Raw genomic sequence first — 17,214 nt, forward strand, 5'->3', positions numbered from 1 at the left:
CGTCAGGTTCCGATTTTTCTCGTCCTCACTCCGTCATTTCCGCCAAAGCGGAGGTCCCGCCTCCAAAATGACACACACGGAGTTGTTGGCGAATTGTGTTCCACCGCCCCTTGCGGAGCACCGTGGAAACTGTTATACTCACTATAACATGGGATGGTATCGAAATCGGATGCTCTATTTGTAATAGCGCTCTATTATACCACGGATGTACAAAAGAGTCAATTTTTATATCTGTAAAGTTCGGAGAAATTCCGGACTTTTTTCTGTTTTTGAGGTGATATTATGCCGAAAATCCCCTCTCCCGCGCCCCGGGCACAGCTTCTTTTGCCCTGGCTCCTGGGCGCGCTCCTGCTGGCCGGAGTGCTCTGGCGCTGCTCTTCCCTGGCACTGGGCGGACCGGCCGTCGGATGGATCACCGGTCTCTGTCTGCTCCTGTGGACCGGGCTGGCCCTTCTCCCACTCCGCCGGGCGGGGTATGGAGGGAATAAATTGGCTCTGGCCTTTCTGGTCCTGGCGCTGGCGGCGCTGCTGCGGGCAATGTGTCTGGATCATATCACCTACGACTACCGGGACTTCCTCTCCCAGTGGGCCGCCTTTTTCCGGGAGAACGGCGGCTTTGCCGCGATCAAAGAGCCTGTGGGCGACTACAACGCGCCCTATCTCTACTTCATGGCCGCCATCTCCTATCTCCCCTTCCCGGATCTCTATGCCATCAAGCTTTTTTCCATCCTGTTTGACGGGATTCTGGCCTGGGGCGGCCTGCGGCTGGTCGGGGCTCTGTCCGGCCGGAAAGATGGTCCCGCCCCCCTGACGGCCTATCTGCTCCTTTTGCTCCTCCCCACGGTGGTCCTCAACGGCTCCTTCTAGGGACAGTGCGACGCCCTGTACGGCGCGCTGGTCCTCCACGCCATGGCCTCCGCCTGGGAGGACCATCCCAAGACCTCGGTGGCACTGCTGGCCGTGGCCTTCTCCTTCAAGCTCCAGACCATTTTCCTCATCCCCCTCTGGGGCGGACTGTGGCTGGTGCGGAAGCTCCGCTTCTCCCACTTGCTGGTCTTTCCGGCCGCCTATGCGGTGGCCGTCCTCCCGGCCCTGCTGCTGGGCAAGCCGCTGGCTGACATCCTGGGGGTCTATTTCAAGCAGGCGGGACAGTACAGCTATGCTCTGGTGTTCAACGCCCCTTCCCTCTTCGCCCTGATCCCCTACGGGGTGGATGTGGCGCAGCAGCCCCTGGCCCGGGCCGGTATTCTGGCGGCCTTTGCCCTGTGTCTCTTTGTGCTGGGATGGCTCTTTTTCCACCGCAGCCGCTTCTCCGGTGCACAATTTCTGGCGGCTGCCGCCGTTTTGGCCCTGGGGGTCCCCTTTCTTCTCCCCTATATGCACGAGCGCTATTTTTTCCTGGCCGATGTGGTCACCCTGGTCTGGGCGGTGTGGGACCGCCGGCGTATTCCCATCGCCCTGCTGACCCAACTGGCCTCCCTCAGCTCCTACTGCGTGTATCTGCGCCTGCAATACACAATGCCCGTCCACCTCTTCGGACAGACCTGGACCATGGCGCTGGAAGCGCTGTGTATCCTCGCCGCCCTGCTCCTGTCGCTGGGCACTCTGCTCCGCCGGAGGGACGATTTCAGGCGCTGACTTTGCCCTAAAAAGAACGTGGCTCCGCCCAATTGGGAAGAGGCCGCGTTCTTTTTTATTGACATAATATTTCGCCTTTTTTCCCGTTTCTGCTGAGCTTTCAAGTAATGTCTGTTCTCCTACCGGTATGCTTGACATAAAATAAGAATTTGACAACTCGGAAACAATGTGTTACAATTCGGTTACAGTTTTTAATTTTTAATTTATTTTCAGGAGGCACAGAATGGCAGACGAAAAGTTTCCTCTGGTCTACAAGGGCCATCCCCTTCGCCGGAAAGATAATCTGATCTATTACGGAAGCATGGCCGATAAATATATCATCATGATGCAGGTCATGAGCACCAAAAAGGTCAAGGATCTGGATGTGGCCAACAAGGTCGTGGTCCAGCTCCAGCTCACCGATCCCGACCTGAAAAGCCGGGACCGCGTCGTCAAGAAGAGCGAGAAGGACAGCCTCTACGCCGCCATGGATGTGGCCGCCGTCTGGCTGGAGCGTGCCCTCTCCAACAAATAACCCCCACCCACCCAAATGCCAAACGAATGAGAAGATAAACGGACTGCCTTCGGGCAGCATTTGACTGAATGGAGGATTATACCGATGATACAGCCTGTGAAGTTCCTGCGCGTTATGGCCGTCACCGTGGCGGTTTCTTGTGCCTGTCTGGTCAGCGCTGCCGCCGCCAGCATGGGCGTCGGCACCGTTCAGGCCGACGCACTCCGCCTGCGCTCCGCCGCCAGCACCGACTCCGCGATCCTGGCCACCGCCTCCAAGGGCGACGCCGTCATCGTGCTGGAAGACGCCGGGAACAACTGGTACAAGGTCGATTATGAATCTGTGCAGGGCTATATGTCCGGCGAATACCTCACCATTTCCCAGAAGGCGGACGCCGCCATCGGTTACGGCAAGGTGAGCGCCGGCGGCTCCACGCTGAATATGCGCAGCGCCCCCTCCACCTCTGCTTCCAAGGTCGCCTCTCTGGCTGACGGCACCGTCGTCAAGATCATCGGTGTGGATGGCAGCTGGTATAAGGTCGACTATAACGGCAAGACCGGCTATGTCAGCAGTGAGTATATGATCACCACCAAGGAGACCACCTCCCGCGGCAATGAAACCACGGCGACCTCCTCCTCCAGCATGGGAGAGCAGGTGGTGGCCTATGCCAAGCAGTTCCTGGGCACCCCCTATGTGTACGGTGGAAACGGCCCCAACTCCTTTGACTGCTCCGGCTTCACCAAGTATGTCTATGCCCACTTCGGCGTGACCCTCAACCGCACCGCCACCGATCAGCTGGCCAACGGCACTGCCGTTTCCAAGAGCCAGCTTCAGCCCGGTGATCTGGTCTTCTTCAAGGCCAACACCACCAAGCCGGTCTCCCACGTGGGCATCTACATTGGCGGCGGCCAGTTCATCCACGCCTCCACCAATACATACACGGTCAAGATCGACAACCTGAATTCCGGCTATTACAGCCGCGTCTATGTCTACGGCCGCCACATCCTGTAACATCCTCTTCTTCCATTCCGTCTGAATCTGTTTAAAAAGCGCCTGATGGTACTCCATCAGGCGCTTTTTCTATGAATTCTTCTTAGCTGTTGGAAGGGTGCTTACTCCTCTTCCTTCTCGGGCTCTGCCGTCATGACAGGCTCCTCCGCGGGAATCTCAGTCTCCACCACGGCGGCGACCTCGCTGTCCTTGATGCTCCCCTCTTCCTTCAGCTGGGCGATCCGGGCCTTGTTTTCCTCAATGTTGATCTTGGCCGCGGTGATCTTCTCACACAGCGACGTGTAAGCGGCCTCCGGCGCCATTCCCCGCTCTGCATAGTAAAGTTTTCCGATCTCAATATAAGCCTTGCGGATATTGTCCTCCTCGCCGGTGTTGGCCAGGCTCAGCCGGGCGATCTCTGCCAGCTGCTTGGACTTGGCCATGCCAACCTGGGTCAATTCCACCGCTTTTACCTTCAAATCATCCAAAAGCGCCATATATCATGACCTCCTGTTCCCTTAAACTGGCTCCATTTTATACCTTTTGCCCTATCTGCGCAAGTAGCTCCCTCTGGATTTAAGGAATATTTAAGCCTCCTCCCGGACCGGTCATGCCGCCCCCCTTTCCCGGCCGGCACCTCTGTGCACACCGGAGCATAGGATACTGCGGAGGTTATGCCCAATGAATGTATACCAGAACAAAGACTTCCGTTTCGGATGTCCTCCCCCTGTCTGTCCGCCCGCGTGCTGTCCTCCGCCCTGTCCCTGTCCCGGGCCGGAGCCGTGCACGGTGAGCATCGTTCCGGTTCCCGGTCCTACCGGCGCCACGGGCCCCACCGGCCCCATCGGTCCTACCGGTCCCACCGGAACCGCGCCAGCGCCTCAGGCCCTCTACGCCGTCGCTCCGGCGGCTCAGACGCCGGCCTCCGCCGGCTCTTCCCTCACCTTCCCCACCAACCAGATGGTTCTGGGGACCGAGATCACCCATACGGCCGGCTCCGGTGACTTCATCCTCACCCAGCCCGGCAGCTATGAGGTGCACTACACGGTCAACGCAGCTTCTTCGGACGCCCCCACGCTGGCCAGCGTACAGCTCAATGCCAACGGCACACTTGTCCCGGGCTCCCTGGCGACCAACTCCATTGCCACCAGCGGAAAACCGGTACTGCTCGCCAATACCACGGCCCTGACCATCCCCGGCACTACTACGCTGACTCTGGTCACCAACACGGCCAACACCACCTTTACCAACGGCTCCATCCTGATTCACAAGCTGAGCTGAGTCAAGACACAAAAGCGCCTCCCCGTCTGGGGAGGCGCTTCGTTTGTTCCAATGAGAGACGCTTAGTCCAGCAGCTCCTTGGCGGGGATGCCGGGCTCGGTCATGGCATAGGGATCCAGGATCTTGTTCAGGGTCTCCTCGTCCAGCAGGCCCTCCTCAATGGTGATGGTCCGGACGCTGCGGCCGGTCTGGATGGCCTTCTTGGCCACATTGGCGGCCGCCTCATAGCCCACGTGGGGGCAGATGGCGGTGATGATGCCCACCGAGTTCTCCACCATCTCCCGGCACCGATCCCGGTTGGCGGTGATGCCCTGGATGCAGTTGTCCACCAGCGTGCTCACCGCATAGGTCAGGAACTCCACCGCGTGGGTCAGGTTCCAGAAGATGATGGGCTCAAAGGCGTTGAGCTCCAGCTGGCCGGCCTCGGCGGCCATGGTGATGGTCAGGTCGTTGCCCATGATGTTGAAGGCCACCTGATTGACCACCTCGGGGATGACCGGATTGACCTTGCCGGGCATGATGGAGGAGCCGTTCTGGCGGGGCGGCAGGTTGATCTCCCCGAATCCGCAGCGGGGACCGGAGGACATGAGCCGCAGGTCGTTGGACATCTTGGAGAGGTTCACGGCACAGGTCTTGACCGCGCCGGAGACCGCCACAAACTCGTCCAGGTTCTGGGTGGCGTCAATCAGGTTGAAGGCCTGGACCAGCCGCAGACCGGACACCTTGGAGAGGTTGGGCACGATGCGGCGGAGATACTGCTCGTCGGCGTTCAGGCCGGTACCGATGGCGGTGCCGCCCATGTTCAGGCAGCGCATCTCGTCCATGGCCCGCTCGAAGCGGGCGATGTCCCGGCGGATGGCCTCGCTGTACGCCCGGAACTCCTGGCCCAGGCGGATGGGCACGGCGTCCTGCATCTGGGTGCGGCCCATCTTGATCACGTCGTCAAACTCCTCCGCCTTCTGCAGAAGGGCGGTGTACAGACGCTCCAGCTGGATCTGAGCCCGGACCAGCAGCTTGAGCACCGCCAGCTTTCCGGCGGAGGGGAACACGTCGTTGGTGGACTGGCCGCAGTTTACGTGGTCGTTGGGGTTGACCAGGGTGTAGTCACCCTTCTCCCCGCCCAGCAGCTCAATGGCCCGGTTGGCGATGACCTCGTTGGCGTTCATGTTCAGGCTGGTGCCCGCGCCGCCCTGGATGGGGTCCACGATGAACTCCTCATGGAGCTTGCCCTCCACGATCTCCTCACAGGCCCGGACGATGGCGTCGGCCACCTTCTTGTCCAGCAGGCCGATCTCATAGTTGGTGATGGCGGATGCCTTCTTGATCTCGGCAATGGAGTTGATGATCTCCCGGTGCATGGTCAGTCCGGTGATGGGGAAGTTTTCCACTGCCCGCAGGGACTGCACGCCGTAGTACACATCCCGGGGGACCGCACGCTCGCCAATGGAGTCATGCTCCGAACGGTAGGGCCCATGCTCGAACTCCGCACGCTGCTTATCTGTCATGGAATACTCGCTCCTCTTCCTGTTTTCCTGCACTTCAGATGCAGGTTTTCTTTCGTTGCCTCTAATCTAGCACGTTCACTTGCAAAATGCAAGCTATTTTTGCAAGTTTTCCACCATACGCAAGAAAAAAATCGTTTCCCCGGAAAAACTCCAGGGAAACGATGGTATTGTAACCGATTTATCCGCGGGCCATGCGGAAAATCTGGATCATATCGTCCTGACTCAGGGTCTTGAAGCCACCCAGATTGGGGTTGCGGCGGGCGCACTTCTCGGCCAGCAGCTGGATCTCGCTCTCATTGAGGTCGTGTCCCAGCTCCCGCACCGAGGTGGGCATACCGATCTCCCGGTAATACTGCTCCATGGCCTCGATGCCGGCCAGGGCAGTCTTCTCCGGGTCACGGAAGTCATTGGGACAGCCCATTACCTTGACCGCGAACTGGGCGAAGCGCTCGGGCTCCTCCCGGTAGACATACCGGGCCCAGCTCCCCCAGATGGCGGCCAGTCCCGCGCCGTGGGCCACGTCGAACAGGGCGCTGAGCTCGTGCTCCATGCGGTGGCTGGCCCAGTCCCCCACGGTGCCGCAGCCGGTCAGGCCATTGTGGGAGAGGCTGCCCGCCCACATGATCTGGGCCCGGGCATTGTAGTCCTTCGGGTCCCGGAGGGCCTTGCGCCCACAGTCCATCACAGTGCGCATCAGACCCTCGGCCAGCTCGTCGGTAAGGGCAGTATCCTTCTCATGGGTGAAGTAGCGCTCCATGGTGTGCATGAGGATGTCCACCACGCCGCAGGCCGTCTGATAGGGCGGCAGAGTATAGGTGAGCTCCGGGTCCATCACCGCGAAGCGGCAGCGGCAGATGTCGTTGTTGAGCCCCCACTTGAGCCCGTTCTCCTCGTCCGAGATGACGGAGGAATTGCTCATCTCGCTTCCGGCGGCCGAGAGGGTGAGCACCGCGCCCACCGGGCAGACCCGCTCCGGCTGAGCTGTGCCGCTGTAAAAGTCCCACACGTCCCCTTCGTAGGGAATGCCGTAGCCGATGGCCTTGGCCGAGTCGATGACGCTGCCGCCGCCCACAGCCAGGATGAAGTCCACGCCCTCCGCCCGGGCCAGGGTGATGCCCTCCCGCACCTTGGAGAGCCGGGGATTGGGCACCACGCCGCCCAGAGAGACAAAGTCGATCCCCTGATCCTTCACAGCCCGCTCCACGCGCTCCAGCAGACCGGAGCGGCGGGCGCTCTCCCCGCCGTAGTGGATGAGGACCTTGCGGGCCCCTTCGGCGCGCAGCAGCTCCCCAACTCGCTCCACTTCTCCCTTGCCAAAGACCACTCGGGTAGGGGTGTAGTACGTAAAGTTTTGCATGATGGCGTTCCTCCTTTGATCTGGACGGTATGTGTTGACCGGGCAAAAAGGGCGCCATACCCCTGTACGGCGCCCTTTCTGGTCAGTTTTAGTTCATCTGCTTGCGGCGGGACAGGTTGATGGTGCCGTCCTGCATGTCGCCGATGGTCTCCAGGCTCTTGCCGGTGCCGTAGGCCACGCAGGAGATGGCGTCGTCCGCCACATAGGTCTCGATGCCGGTGTGGGACTCGATCAGCTTGTCAAAGCCCCACAGCAGGCTTCCGCCGCCGGTCATGACGATGCCGTTGGTGGCGATGTCGGCCACCAGCTCGGGGGGCGTGCGCTCCAGCACACCGTGGATGGCCTCCAGAATGCGGGTGGCGGGCTCCTCAAAGGCCTCGATCATCTCGCTGGAGGTAACGGTGAACACTCTCGGCAGGCCGGTCATCAGGCAGCGGCCCTTGATCTCGATGGACTGCTCCTCGGGACGGGGGAACACACAGCCGATCTTCATCTTCAGCTCCTCCGCGGTGCGCTCGCCGATGAGGACGTTGTGCTTGCGGCGGATATACTTGATGATGGCCTCGTCAAACTGATCGCCGGCGATCTTGATGGAGGTGGACTCCACGATGCCGCTCAGGGAGATGACGGCGATATCGGAGGTACCGCCGCCGATGTCCACGATCATATGGCCGTCGGGACGGGTGATGTCGATGCCCGCGCCAATGGCAGCAGCCACCGGCTCCTCAATGAGGTAGACCCGGCGGGCGCCGGCCTGGATGCCCGCGTCGATGACGGCGCGCTCCTCCACCTCGGTGATGCCGGAGGGCACGCAGATGACGATACGGGGCTTGAAGAGCCGGAAGGAGGTCACCTTGCGGATAAACTCCTTGAGCATCCGCTCGGTCATATCATAGTCGGAGATGACGCCCTCCCGCAGGGGACGGATGGCAACAATGTTGCCAGGGGTCTTGCCCAGCATCTGCTGAGCCTCGGTGCCCACCTTGAGCAGCTTGCCGGTGTCCTTGTGCAGGGCCACCACAGAGGGCTCGCGGAGCACAACGCCCTTGCCGGCCACATACACCAGAATAGACGCAGTACCCAAATCAATGCCGATATCCTTGCTGAACATACCCACACCTCGAAGTCTCTTGAACTTTTCTTTTAAGTTTGCCCAAAATTCCATTCCTAAATCACCTATTTAAAGTCTGTCTAACATTATAAAGACATTTCTCCCGTATTTCAACAGGATTTTTCATAAGTTTTTCGGATATTTCAACCACTCTTCCGTCAATGGGCACGGGCCACCGTGACGCAGACCACATCGGCCGCACCCGCCTGGCGCAATACCGCCGCGCAGGCGGCCAGTGTGGAGCCGGTGGTAATCACGTCGTCCACCAGCAGAAAACGCCGCCCGGCCACCCGTTCGGGCCGGATGCACCGGTAGGCATCCCGCACATTCGCCCGCCGCTCCTCCCCGTCGGAGAGGCCGGACTGGGCCCGGGTGTGGCGCACCTTGCACAGGACTTCCTCCGGCTCCATGTCCAGGTGTTCCCCCACGGCCCGTGCCAGGAGGAGGGCCTGGTCGTAGCCCCGTTCCTTCCGGCGGCGCTGAGACAGGGGCACCCAGGTCAGAGCATCAAAGCGCCCGTCCAGATGCTCCCGGACGCACGCGGCCATCAGCCCGCCATAGGTCCGGGCATACCATCTGCGTCCCTCGAACTTGTAGCGGCGGATGGACTGGCGCACCTCCCCCTCGTACCGGAGAGGCGAGACCGCCAGGGTGATCCCCTCGCCCCGCTGCTCCGCCCCCGTCCCGTGGGTATAGGGCAACGCCCGGACGCAGTGGGGACAGATGCCCTCCCCTTCTTCCAGCAACCTGCCGCAGAAGACGCAGCGGGGCGGAAAGAGGAGATCCAGAAGGACCTGCCTCCACCGGCTCAATCCAGGTCCTCCGGCCGGATGGGGCCGTGCTCCTTTTCAAACTCGCGAATACATTTCTGAATTAGGTAGTGAGCCTGTCCATTGATGGTACGGCCCTCATAATTGGCGATATAGCGCAGCTTCTGATGTGTCTCCAGACCAACTCGCAGACCAATGTGCTTGATTTCTTTTTCCTGCATACTCAAATAAAGACTCCATTCCGTGCATACTGCACGCATTCTATCTTTATAGTATGCAAATGAACGCAAATTATTTTATAATGCGTGCAATTGCACGCACAAAATAGTTTTGGGTATCCGTTTCCTATCCATTATTCTGGGCCAGACGCCAGCGCAGGCCGGAATAGCGCCGCTGCTGACGGTTGTTGGCGGTCATCTGGGCCACCGCCTCCTCGTCCCCCACCAGCACCAGCAGCTCTCTGGCCCTGGTAATGGCGGTGTAAAGCACCCCCCGGGTGAGCAGGAGCGGCGTGGCCTTACTCACCGCCAGGATCACCGCCCGGTACTCGCTGCCCTGGGCCTTGTGGACGGTGACGGCATAGGCGGGCTCCAGCTCCCCCAGCATATCGGGGGAATACTCCACGATGCGGCCTTCAAAATCCACCGTGATGAGCTCGTTGCGGTTGTCCACCTCCAGAATCTGTCCGATGTCCCCGTTGAACACCCCCATGCCAGAGGTGAGGGAATCCCGGTCTTTCCACATCAGGTCGTAATTGTTGCGCACCTGCATGACCCGGTCTCCCTCCCGGAAGATATACTCCCCGAAGCGCCGCTCGCCCTTGCCGGGGACCGCCGGGTTGATGGCCTCCTGAATAGCCCGGTTGAGGGAGGCCGTCCCCGCCACCGTCTTGCGGGTGGGACAGAGCACCTGAATCTGCTCGGGCGGGATACCCATGTTCTCGGGCAGACGGTGGGAGATCAGCTCCACCACCGTGTCGGCCAGCCGGGCGGGCTCCTTCCGGCGCAGAAAGAAGAAGTCGGAGCTCCGGTTGCGCAGGTCGGGGAGCTCCCCCCGGTTGACCCCGTGGGCGTTCATGACGATGCCGCTCTGGGCGGCCTGCCGGAAGATCTCGGTGAGGCGCACCGTGGGGATGGCCCCGCTGCGGATGAGGTCAGAGAAGAGGTTCCCCGGCCCCACACTGGGCAGCTGGTCCGGGTCTCCCACCAGCACCAGGCGGCAGTCGCTCCGCAGGGCGGAGAGCAGCGCCCGCATGAGGGCAATGTCCACCATTGAGGTCTCATCCACGATGACGGCGTCGGCCCGCAGGGGTTCGCTCTCGTCGTGGGCAAAGACCAGCCGCCCGGTACCGGGATCGAACTGGGTCTCCAGCAGGCGGTGGATGGTGGCCGCCTCCACCCCGCACAGGTCCCCCAGGCGCTTGGCCGCCCGGCCGGTGGGGGCGGCCAGGGCGGTCTCCAGCCCCAGGGCGTCAAAGAGGGCCAGCACTCCCCGCAGGGAGGTGGTCTTTCCGGTGCCCGGGCCGCCGGTGAGGAGCATCACCTGCCGCCGGGCCGCCAGAAGCACCGCCTCCCGCTGCTGGGGGGCATATGTAATGCCCTGTTCCCGCTGGATCTGCTCCAAAATCTCCTCCAGGCCGTCGGGGGGCAGCAGCTCCTGCCAGGCCATCTCGGTCATCCGGGCCGAGACATACTCCTCCGCCTCCTGGAGCTCGGCGAGGTAGCAGGCGGTCTCCCCGGCCACCTCCTCCTGCACCACCTCGCCCCGCTCGAGGAGGGCCTCCAGCCCGTCCTCCAGGCTCTCGGCCTCCACCCCGATGAGCTGGGCGGTGGCCAGGAGCAGCTTTTTCCGGGGCAGAAAGGTGTGCCCGTTCATCAGATTGTGGGAGAGCTCGAAGAGGAGCCCGGCCTCGATGCGCTGGGGGTCCTCTCCGTCCATGCCCATCTCCAGGGCCAGCTGGTCGGCCACGGCGAACTCCACCCCCAGCTCCTCGTCCACCAGCAGGTAGGGGTTGCCCCGGATGACCTCCAGAGCCCGGTCCCCGTACCGCCGGTAGAGGGGCATGGCCAGCTGGAGGGCCACGCCGTGCTCCCCCAGGAAGTCCAGCAGGCGGCGCATCCCCATCTGGAGCCGAAAGGCCTCCCCCATGGCGAGCGCCCGCTTGCGGGTGATCCCCTTGATCTGGGTCAGGCGCTCGGGCTGCTCCTCCAGGACCGTGAGGGCGTCCTCTCCGAACTCCTCCACCATGCGCCGGGCGGTGGCTGCGCCGATGCCCTTGACCGAGCCGGAGGCCAGATACTCGAAGATGGCCTTCTCCCCGGCGGGCATCCGGCGCTGGATGACCTCGGCCTTGAACTGCTCGCCGTAGGAGGCATGGCGCATCCACCGGCCCTGGACCGAGAGACTCTCTCCCGGGGCGATGGCGGGCATGCAGCCCACTACGGTGATGCCGCCCTGCTCTCCGGCGTCGACCCGGAGGACCGTATATCCATTTTCTTCATTCTGGTAGATGACCGCATCCACCGTCCCCTCGATCAGGAGCTGTTCTTCCACCTGTTCCACCGGAATCACCCTTTTGTCTCAATCTCATCGGCCGCTCACGGCTGGCGGAGGTATTCCCCCAGCCGCTCCAGCGGACAGAGCACCATTCCTCCCTGCTCTCCCATCAGAGCAAGGGCCACCGCGCGGCCCCGGGGCGTGAGTCCCGCGTCGGCGATGATGATGGTAAACCAGGCGGCCTGCCCGCCCCGGAGCCAGCACAGGCCCCGCACATCGTGCTCCAGCGTCTCGGCCTCTCCCTGGACGGGCAGCACCGCGTAGACTGCCCCGCCCCCTGCTCCGCCGCTCACCGGCAGGAGCAGCTTGCCGAAGCACAGCCATGCCAGAGCCAAAAGTCCCGTGGCGGCCAGAAGGGCCACCATCGCCTGCAGAAAAGATTCCATTCCCGCTCACCTCCAGAGCATCCTATGCGGAAATGGAAAAATGGTTCAGATCATGGTCATCTTCACCACATACGTGAGGAAGGTCACCAGAAATCCCGCGATGAACACTCCGGCGGTCATGGCGGGCATGGCCTTGCGCAGGGGCATGTTCAGGAAAGCGGCGGCCAGCGCGCCGGTCCACCCGCCGGTCCCCGGCAGGGGAATGGCCACAAAGATCATCAGACCCAGATATTTGTACCGGGTCACCTTCCGGCCCTTCAGGTGGGCCTTTTTCTCCATTTTGTCCACCAGGGCGTTGAGCCGCGGCATATGACGGCGCATCCACTGAAAGATCCGCCGGATATAGACCACGATAAAGGGGAGCGGGAGCAGATTGCCCACCACACTGGCCACGAAGGCCACCCAGGGATTCAGTCCCAGGGCCACGCCGAAGGGGATGCCGCCCCGCAGTTCGATGATGGGCAGCATGGACACCAGCATGGTAAAGACCACCTCACCCGCCTGGTTCCCGGTAAGCCACGACATAAGATCCAATCTTAAAATCCTCCGATTCATTCGTTTGAAACCGGATCTGTCCGGTTTCTATCTCTATGATTGTAACATATTCGGTCAAAAGAAAACAGAACTGTTTTCCCACCGCATGTGCAAAAGGCCCCCCGCCGAAGCGGGGGGCCGCAGCGTATTGAAACAGGTCAGAGTCGCTCAAATCCCGTTAGGGCATGACCGTCATTCCCATATCCAGGGGCGTGGCGGTGACGCCGGCGGGCAGACCGGTCTCAGGCTCCTTGTCGGTGGGCTTATAGCCCAGGTCCATCTGGAGGGTCAGGTTCATCATGCCAGGCAGATCCATCTTCATGTCGATGGTGCTCTTGGTGCTGTCGGCATAGATCTTAGCGGTGGTGGACAGATTCACGCCCTCGGCGCTGGCCGCGACCGCCATGTCCACCTGCATGGAGACGATCTCCCCATCCCGCTCGGTAAGCACGGTGGTGTAGGTGATGTTTTCCACGCCGCCCTCATTCAGGGTGTAGGTGGCCTTGTAGGTATCGCCGTCCTTTTTGAGGGCGCCGTCGCTGAAGAGCTTCACATAGCTGTCCGCGCTCATGGTCAGCATGGAATAGGCGGTATCACGGTCGCTGAGAGGCATGGAGGCCAGGGTGGAGCGCAAGGTGTCCTCCAGGCTGAAGTCCTTGTACAGGCCCATCAGCTGGGACAGGTCCATGCCGCTCATCTGGAAGAGGTTGTTCAGATCCATGGAGTACCAGCCGCTGCCGCCGTTCTGCTGCGCCAGGATGGGGGCGTAGATGTAGTACATGCCGGTCTCCAGATCCATGCGCAGCTCCAGCTCGGTCTTGGCCAGGGAATTTTTCAGCTCGGCCAGCTGCTCCGCAGTCATGGCGGCGGGGTCAGAGGCGACCAGGGTGGCCAGGTCGGAGAGGTCCATCTCCATGGCCAGCTGGGCGGCGGTCATGCTGCTCACGCCGGTGACGGTGCCGTCCACTTTCATTTCCACGTCCTTCTCGGTCCCGGTGAGGCTGGAATCCATGGTCAGCCCCATGGAGAAGGTGCCGTCGGTAGCCTGGTTCTGCTCCGCCTGCTTCTCATAGAGATTGGAGATATACTGGTCCATCTTGGTAAAGGTGGCATCCCCCAGGAGCTTATCCACATCCACGATCAGGATGGTCTGGTCGTCCTGATCCCAGCCCACGTTGCAGCCGAAGGCCTCGGCGGCAAAGCGGACGGGCACATAAGTCCGCCAGGTGGCGCTGTCCACATAGGGCGCCACATCCATGGAAATGGTGGAGGTCTTATCCCCCTGCGTGAGGGTGGCGGTGGAAGAACCGATGGTCATATGCAGGGTGGTGTCCCCCCGGACGGCGGTGATCTCCTTTCCCTCACTGGTCACCTGAACGCCCATGGCCTCAAAGACGGCCCGGAAGGGCAGGAAGGTGCGTCCGCTCTTGGCCACAGGGGCGGCGTCGGTGAAGGCCACATTCTGGCCGTCCAGCTGGACGGCGATGCCGGCGGTGTTCTCCGCGGCGAGGGCGGGGACGGCCAGGGTGGCCGCAAGAGCCGCAGCGCTGCCCACCGCGCCCAGACGTTTACAGATTCGATTCATACAGAAACCTCCTTTTCCAGCGCCGGTGGGAATCCCGGCACTTTTCCATAGCACCATGTTACACCATCCACCCGGTGAAATGTCAATGCAAAAGATATCTATTTAAGGAAAGTTTAAGAACTTTCTCCCATTTACCCGGCTGAGATCAGCCCTCCAGCATCCGTTTCAGGTACCGCCCCGTGTAGGAGGCCGGGCAGGCCGCCACCTCCTCCGGGGTGCCGGTCACAACGACAGTTCCGCCGCCGTCGCCGCCCTCGGGCCCCAGGTCGATCACATGGTCGGCCGTCTTGATCACGTCCAGGTTGTGCTCGATGACCACCACCGTGTTGCCCACATCCACCAGCTTCTGGAGCACCTCGATGAGCTTGTGCACGTCGGCGGTGTGGAGGCCCGTGGTGGGCTCGTCCAGGATATAGATGGTCTTCCCGGTGGAACGTTTGGCAAGCTCGGTGGCCAGCTTCACCCGCTGGGCCTCGCCGCCCGAGAGGGTGGTGGAGGGTTGGCCCAGCTTCACGTAGCCCAGTCCCACCTCGTAGAGGGTCTGGATCTTGTTGTAGAGGCGGGGCAGGTTCTCAAAGAAGCCCAGCGCCTCCTCCACCGTCATCTCCAGCACCTCATGGATGTTCTTGCCCTTGTACTTCACTTCCAGGGTCTCCCGGTTGTACCGCTTGCCCTTACAGACCTCGCAGGGCACATAGATGTCGGGGAGGAAGTGCATCTCGATCTTGATGAGGCCGTCTCCGGAGCAGGCCTCGCACCGGCCGCCCCGCACGTTGAAGGAAAACCGCCCCGGGCCATAGCCCCGGGCCTTGGCGTCCTGGGTGGAGGCGAAGAGCTCCCGGATATCGTTGAAGAGTCCGGTATAGGTGGCCGGGTTGGAGCGGGGCGTGCGCCCGATGGGGGACTGGTCGATGTCGATGACCTTGTCCAGAAACTCCTCCCCCTCGATGCCCGCGTGTTTGCCCGGCCGGGTCTTGGCCCGGTTCAGGTCGGCCGCCAGGCGCTTGTAGAGGATCTCGTTGACCAGGGAGGATTTGCCCGAGCCGGACACACCGGTGACACAGGTAAAGGTGCCCAGGGGGATGGAGACATCCACATTTTGCAGGTTGTTCTCGGCCGCCCCCCGGACGGTGAGGAACTGTCCGCTGCCCGCTCGCCGCTGGGCGGGGACCGGGATCTTCTTCCGGCCCGAGAGGTAGTCTCCGGTGATGGAGCCGGGGGTGTTCATGACCTCTTCCGCGGTGCCCGCCGCCACCACCTGTCCGCCGTGGACCCCGGCCCCGGGGCCGATGTCCACGATGTAGTCGGCCGCGCGCATGGTGTCCTCGTCGTGCTCCACCACCAACAGGGTGTTGCCCAGGTCCCGCAGGCGCTTCATGGTGGCCAGCAGCATGTCGTTGTCCCGCTGGTGCAATCCGATGGAGGGCTCGTCCAGAATGTAGAGCACCCCCATCAGGGAGGAGCCGATCTGGGTGGCCAGGCGGATGCGCTGGCTCTCACCGCCCGAGAGGGTAGCCGCCGAGCGGGAGAGGGTCAGGTACTGGAGGCCCACACTCTGGAGGAAGCCCAGGCGGGACTTGATCTCCTTCAGAATCCGCGCGGCAATGCGCATTTTCTGCTCGCTCAGCTCCAGGTGCTCCACAAAGTCCAGGGCGTCGGTCACCGACTTGCGGCAGAAGGTGTCGATGTCGATGCCCCCCACCGTGACAGCCAGTGCCTCCTTCCGCAGGCGGCGTCCGCCGCAGTCGGGACAGGGCCGGTCGCTCATGCACTCCTCCAGATCCCGCCGGGCCGCGTCCGACTGGGTCTCCTGATAGCGCCGCTCCAGATTGTTGCAGATGCCCTCAAAGGCCTGCATGAGGGTTCCCTTACCGTTCTCCCGCTCATAGGTGAGCTTGAGCTTCTCCCCCTTTGTGCCGTAGAGGATGACGTCCATCACCTCGGGGGGCAAATCCTTCACCGGGGTGGAGAGTTTGAATTTGTACTGCTTGGCCAGGGCGTCAAAGTACATCCGGGAGATGCCGTCCCCCTTGATGTTGTTCCAGCCGCTGGCCGTGATGGCCTCCTCCAGGATAGAGAGGTCCTTGTTGGGGATGATGAGGTCGGGGTCCACCTTCCGCTGAGAGCCCAGGCCCGTACAGGTGGGACAGGCCCCGTAGGGGTTGTTGAAGGAGAACATCCGGGGCGAGAGCTCCTCGATGGAGATGCCGCAGTCCTCACAGGCGTAGTTCTGGGAGAAGAGGATATCCCGGTCCTCCCCCACCACGTTGATGACCACCAGTCCCCCCGCCAGGTTGGAGGCCACCTCCACACTGTCGGTGAGGCGGCGGGTGATGTCGCTCTTGATGACCAGGCGGTCCACCACGATCTCGATGGAGTGCTTCTTGTTCTTGTCCAGCTCGATGGTCTCGCTCAGATCGTAGAGGGAGCCGTCCACCCGGCAGCGGACATAGCCCGACTTGCGGGCGTCCTCCAGCAGCTTCTGGTGGGTGCCCTTCTTCCCCCGCACCACAGGGGCCATGACCTGGATGCGGGTGGCCTCGGGCAGCGTGAGGACCTGGTCGATGATCTGGTCGATGGTCTGCTGCATGATCTCCTTGCCGCACTTGGGACAGTGGGGGGTACCCACTCGGGCCCAGAGGAGGCGCAGGTAGTCGTAGATCTCGGTCACCGTACCCACCGTGGAGCGGGGGTTTTTCGAGGTGGTCTTCTGGTCGATGGAGATGGCGGGAGAGAGTCCGTCGATGTAGTCCACATCGGGCTTCTCCATCTGCCCCAAAAACATCCGGGCATAGGAGGAGAGGGACTCCACATACCGCCGCTGTCCCTCGGCGTAGATGGTGTCAAAGGCCAGGGAGGACTTGCCGCTGCCCGAGAGGCCGGTGAGCACCACCAGCTTGTCCCGGGGGATGTCCACGTCGATGTTTTTCAGGTTGTTTTCCCGTGCGCCTTTGACAAAAATATGGTCGAGCATAGTGTTTGCTTCTCCTTTGTTCGTTGCGAAAAAA

The 17,214-nt window shown here is 61.9% G+C and carries 16 protein-coding genes; 5 read left to right on the plus strand and 11 right to left on the minus strand.

Features of this window, described 5'->3' with window-relative positions:
• Positions 1–282: 282 nt before the first annotated feature.
• The 4 genes from GPK94_RS16125 to GPK94_RS11635 all read left to right on the plus strand — a co-directional run bounded on the left by GPK94_RS16125 (position 283) and on the right by GPK94_RS11635 (position 3,142).
• Positions 283–867 (plus strand): hypothetical protein, encoded by a 585-nt coding sequence (locus GPK94_RS16125; RefSeq protein ID WP_252192607.1) that lies wholly within the window; start codon positions 283–285, stop codon positions 865–867.
• Between the two features lie 42 nt (positions 868–909).
• The gene (locus GPK94_RS16130) at positions 910–1,638 is read left to right on the plus strand and encodes a hypothetical protein (RefSeq protein ID WP_252192608.1); all 729 of its coding nucleotides are present in this window, start codon (positions 910–912) and stop codon (positions 1,636–1,638) included.
• Between the two features lie 223 nt (positions 1,639–1,861).
• Complete coding sequence (locus GPK94_RS11630) at positions 1,862–2,152, plus strand: hypothetical protein (RefSeq protein ID WP_101693870.1); 291 nt, start codon at positions 1,862–1,864, stop codon at positions 2,150–2,152.
• 84 nt (positions 2,153–2,236) lie between these two features.
• The gene (locus tag GPK94_RS11635) at positions 2,237–3,142 is read left to right on the plus strand and encodes a C40 family peptidase (RefSeq protein ID WP_186962924.1); all 906 of its coding nucleotides are present in this window, start codon (positions 2,237–2,239) and stop codon (positions 3,140–3,142) included.
• A 101-nt stretch (positions 3,143–3,243) separates the two neighbouring features.
• Here the strand turns inward: GPK94_RS11635 and GPK94_RS11640 are convergent, their stop codons facing one another.
• Complete coding sequence (locus tag GPK94_RS11640; RefSeq protein ID WP_101693872.1) at positions 3,244–3,618, minus strand: serine proteinase; 375 nt, start codon at positions 3,616–3,618, stop codon at positions 3,244–3,246.
• A 292-nt stretch (positions 3,619–3,910) separates the two neighbouring features.
• Between GPK94_RS11640 and GPK94_RS16305 the strand changes: the two genes are divergently transcribed.
• A complete protein-coding gene (locus tag GPK94_RS16305) occupies positions 3,911–4,402 on the plus strand; it encodes a hypothetical protein (protein ID WP_193536204.1) in 492 nt (163 codons plus the stop codon).
• A 62-nt stretch (positions 4,403–4,464) separates the two neighbouring features.
• Here GPK94_RS16305 and GPK94_RS11650 read toward each other — a convergent pair whose 3' ends face one another.
• The 10 genes from GPK94_RS11650 to uvrA all read right to left on the minus strand — a co-directional run bounded on the left by GPK94_RS11650 (position 4,465) and on the right by uvrA (position 17,180).
• A complete protein-coding gene (locus GPK94_RS11650) occupies positions 4,465–5,907 on the minus strand; it encodes an aspartate ammonia-lyase (protein WP_101693874.1) in 1,443 nt (480 codons plus the stop codon).
• A 178-nt stretch (positions 5,908–6,085) separates the two neighbouring features.
• Entirely contained in the window at positions 6,086–7,264 is a 1,179-nt protein-coding gene (locus tag GPK94_RS11655; protein ID WP_193536202.1) for an iron-containing alcohol dehydrogenase, read from the minus strand.
• An 88-nt stretch (positions 7,265–7,352) separates the two neighbouring features.
• Positions 7,353–8,375 (minus strand): rod shape-determining protein MreB, encoded by a 1,023-nt coding sequence (mreB, locus tag GPK94_RS11660; RefSeq protein WP_101693875.1) that lies wholly within the window; start codon positions 8,373–8,375, stop codon positions 7,353–7,355.
• 158 nt (positions 8,376–8,533) lie between these two features.
• Positions 8,534–9,187, minus strand: a complete 654-nt coding sequence (locus GPK94_RS11665) for a ComF family protein (RefSeq protein ID WP_215655874.1) — start codon at positions 9,185–9,187, stop codon at positions 8,534–8,536.
• On the minus strand, positions 9,184–9,366 hold the full coding sequence (locus tag GPK94_RS11670) for a hypothetical protein (RefSeq protein WP_193536198.1): 183 nt from the start codon (positions 9,364–9,366) through the stop codon (positions 9,184–9,186). Before GPK94_RS11670 ends, GPK94_RS11665 begins: the two co-directional genes overlap by 4 nt.
• Positions 9,367–9,490: 124 nt before the next feature.
• Entirely contained in the window at positions 9,491–11,707 is a 2,217-nt protein-coding gene (locus tag GPK94_RS11675; RefSeq protein ID WP_215655875.1) for an ATP-dependent RecD-like DNA helicase, read from the minus strand.
• A gap of 35 nt (positions 11,708–11,742) precedes the next feature.
• Positions 11,743–12,087 (minus strand): hypothetical protein, encoded by a 345-nt coding sequence (locus GPK94_RS11680; RefSeq protein ID WP_215655876.1) that lies wholly within the window; start codon positions 12,085–12,087, stop codon positions 11,743–11,745.
• Between the two features lie 45 nt (positions 12,088–12,132).
• The gene (locus GPK94_RS11685) at positions 12,133–12,612 is read right to left on the minus strand and encodes a small multi-drug export protein (RefSeq protein WP_101694026.1); all 480 of its coding nucleotides are present in this window, start codon (positions 12,610–12,612) and stop codon (positions 12,133–12,135) included.
• 187 nt (positions 12,613–12,799) lie between these two features.
• Positions 12,800–14,206, minus strand: a complete 1,407-nt coding sequence (locus GPK94_RS11690; protein ID WP_193536194.1) for a copper amine oxidase N-terminal domain-containing protein — start codon at positions 14,204–14,206, stop codon at positions 12,800–12,802.
• Positions 14,207–14,351: 145 nt separating this feature from the next.
• Positions 14,352–17,180: an excinuclease ABC subunit UvrA gene (uvrA, locus tag GPK94_RS11695; protein WP_215655877.1), complete on the minus strand. Its 2,829-nt coding sequence runs from the start codon at positions 17,178–17,180 to the stop codon at positions 14,352–14,354.
• Between the last annotated feature and the right edge of the window lie 34 nt (positions 17,181–17,214).

Origin of the sequence: Pseudoflavonifractor sp. MCC625 (genome assembly GCF_018784545.1) — a bacterium.
Taxonomy (GTDB): domain Bacteria; phylum Bacillota; class Clostridia; order Oscillospirales; family Oscillospiraceae; genus Pseudoflavonifractor_A; species Pseudoflavonifractor_A gallinarum.

Coding starts and splice junctions, on each gene's coding strand:
- GPK94_RS11650 (WP_101693874.1), bottom strand. CDS start 5,907: ATGACAGATAAGCAGCGTGCGGAGTTCGAGCATGGGCCCTACCGTTCG.
- GPK94_RS16125 (WP_252192607.1), top strand. CDS start 283: ATGCCGAAAATCCCCTCTCCCGCGCCCCGGGCACAGCTTCTTTTGCCC.
- GPK94_RS16130 (WP_252192608.1), top strand. CDS start 910: ATGGCCTCCGCCTGGGAGGACCATCCCAAGACCTCGGTGGCACTGCTG.
- GPK94_RS11690 (WP_193536194.1), bottom strand. CDS start 14,206: ATGAATCGAATCTGTAAACGTCTGGGCGCGGTGGGCAGCGCTGCGGCT.
- GPK94_RS11685 (WP_101694026.1), bottom strand. CDS start 12,612: ATGTCGTGGCTTACCGGGAACCAGGCGGGTGAGGTGGTCTTTACCATG.
- mreB (WP_101693875.1), bottom strand. CDS start 8,375: ATGTTCAGCAAGGATATCGGCATTGATTTGGGTACTGCGTCTATTCTG.
- GPK94_RS11655 (WP_193536202.1), bottom strand. CDS start 7,264: ATGCAAAACTTTACGTACTACACCCCTACCCGAGTGGTCTTTGGCAAG.
- GPK94_RS11640 (WP_101693872.1), bottom strand. CDS start 3,618: ATGGCGCTTTTGGATGATTTGAAGGTAAAAGCGGTGGAATTGACCCAG.
- GPK94_RS11630 (WP_101693870.1), top strand. CDS start 1,862: ATGGCAGACGAAAAGTTTCCTCTGGTCTACAAGGGCCATCCCCTTCGC.
- uvrA (WP_215655877.1), bottom strand. CDS start 17,180: ATGCTCGACCATATTTTTGTCAAAGGCGCACGGGAAAACAACCTGAAA.
- GPK94_RS11635 (WP_186962924.1), top strand. CDS start 2,237: ATGATACAGCCTGTGAAGTTCCTGCGCGTTATGGCCGTCACCGTGGCG.
- GPK94_RS11680 (WP_215655876.1), bottom strand. CDS start 12,087: ATGGAATCTTTTCTGCAGGCGATGGTGGCCCTTCTGGCCGCCACGGGA.
- GPK94_RS11670 (WP_193536198.1), bottom strand. CDS start 9,366: ATGCAGGAAAAAGAAATCAAGCACATTGGTCTGCGAGTTGGTCTGGAG.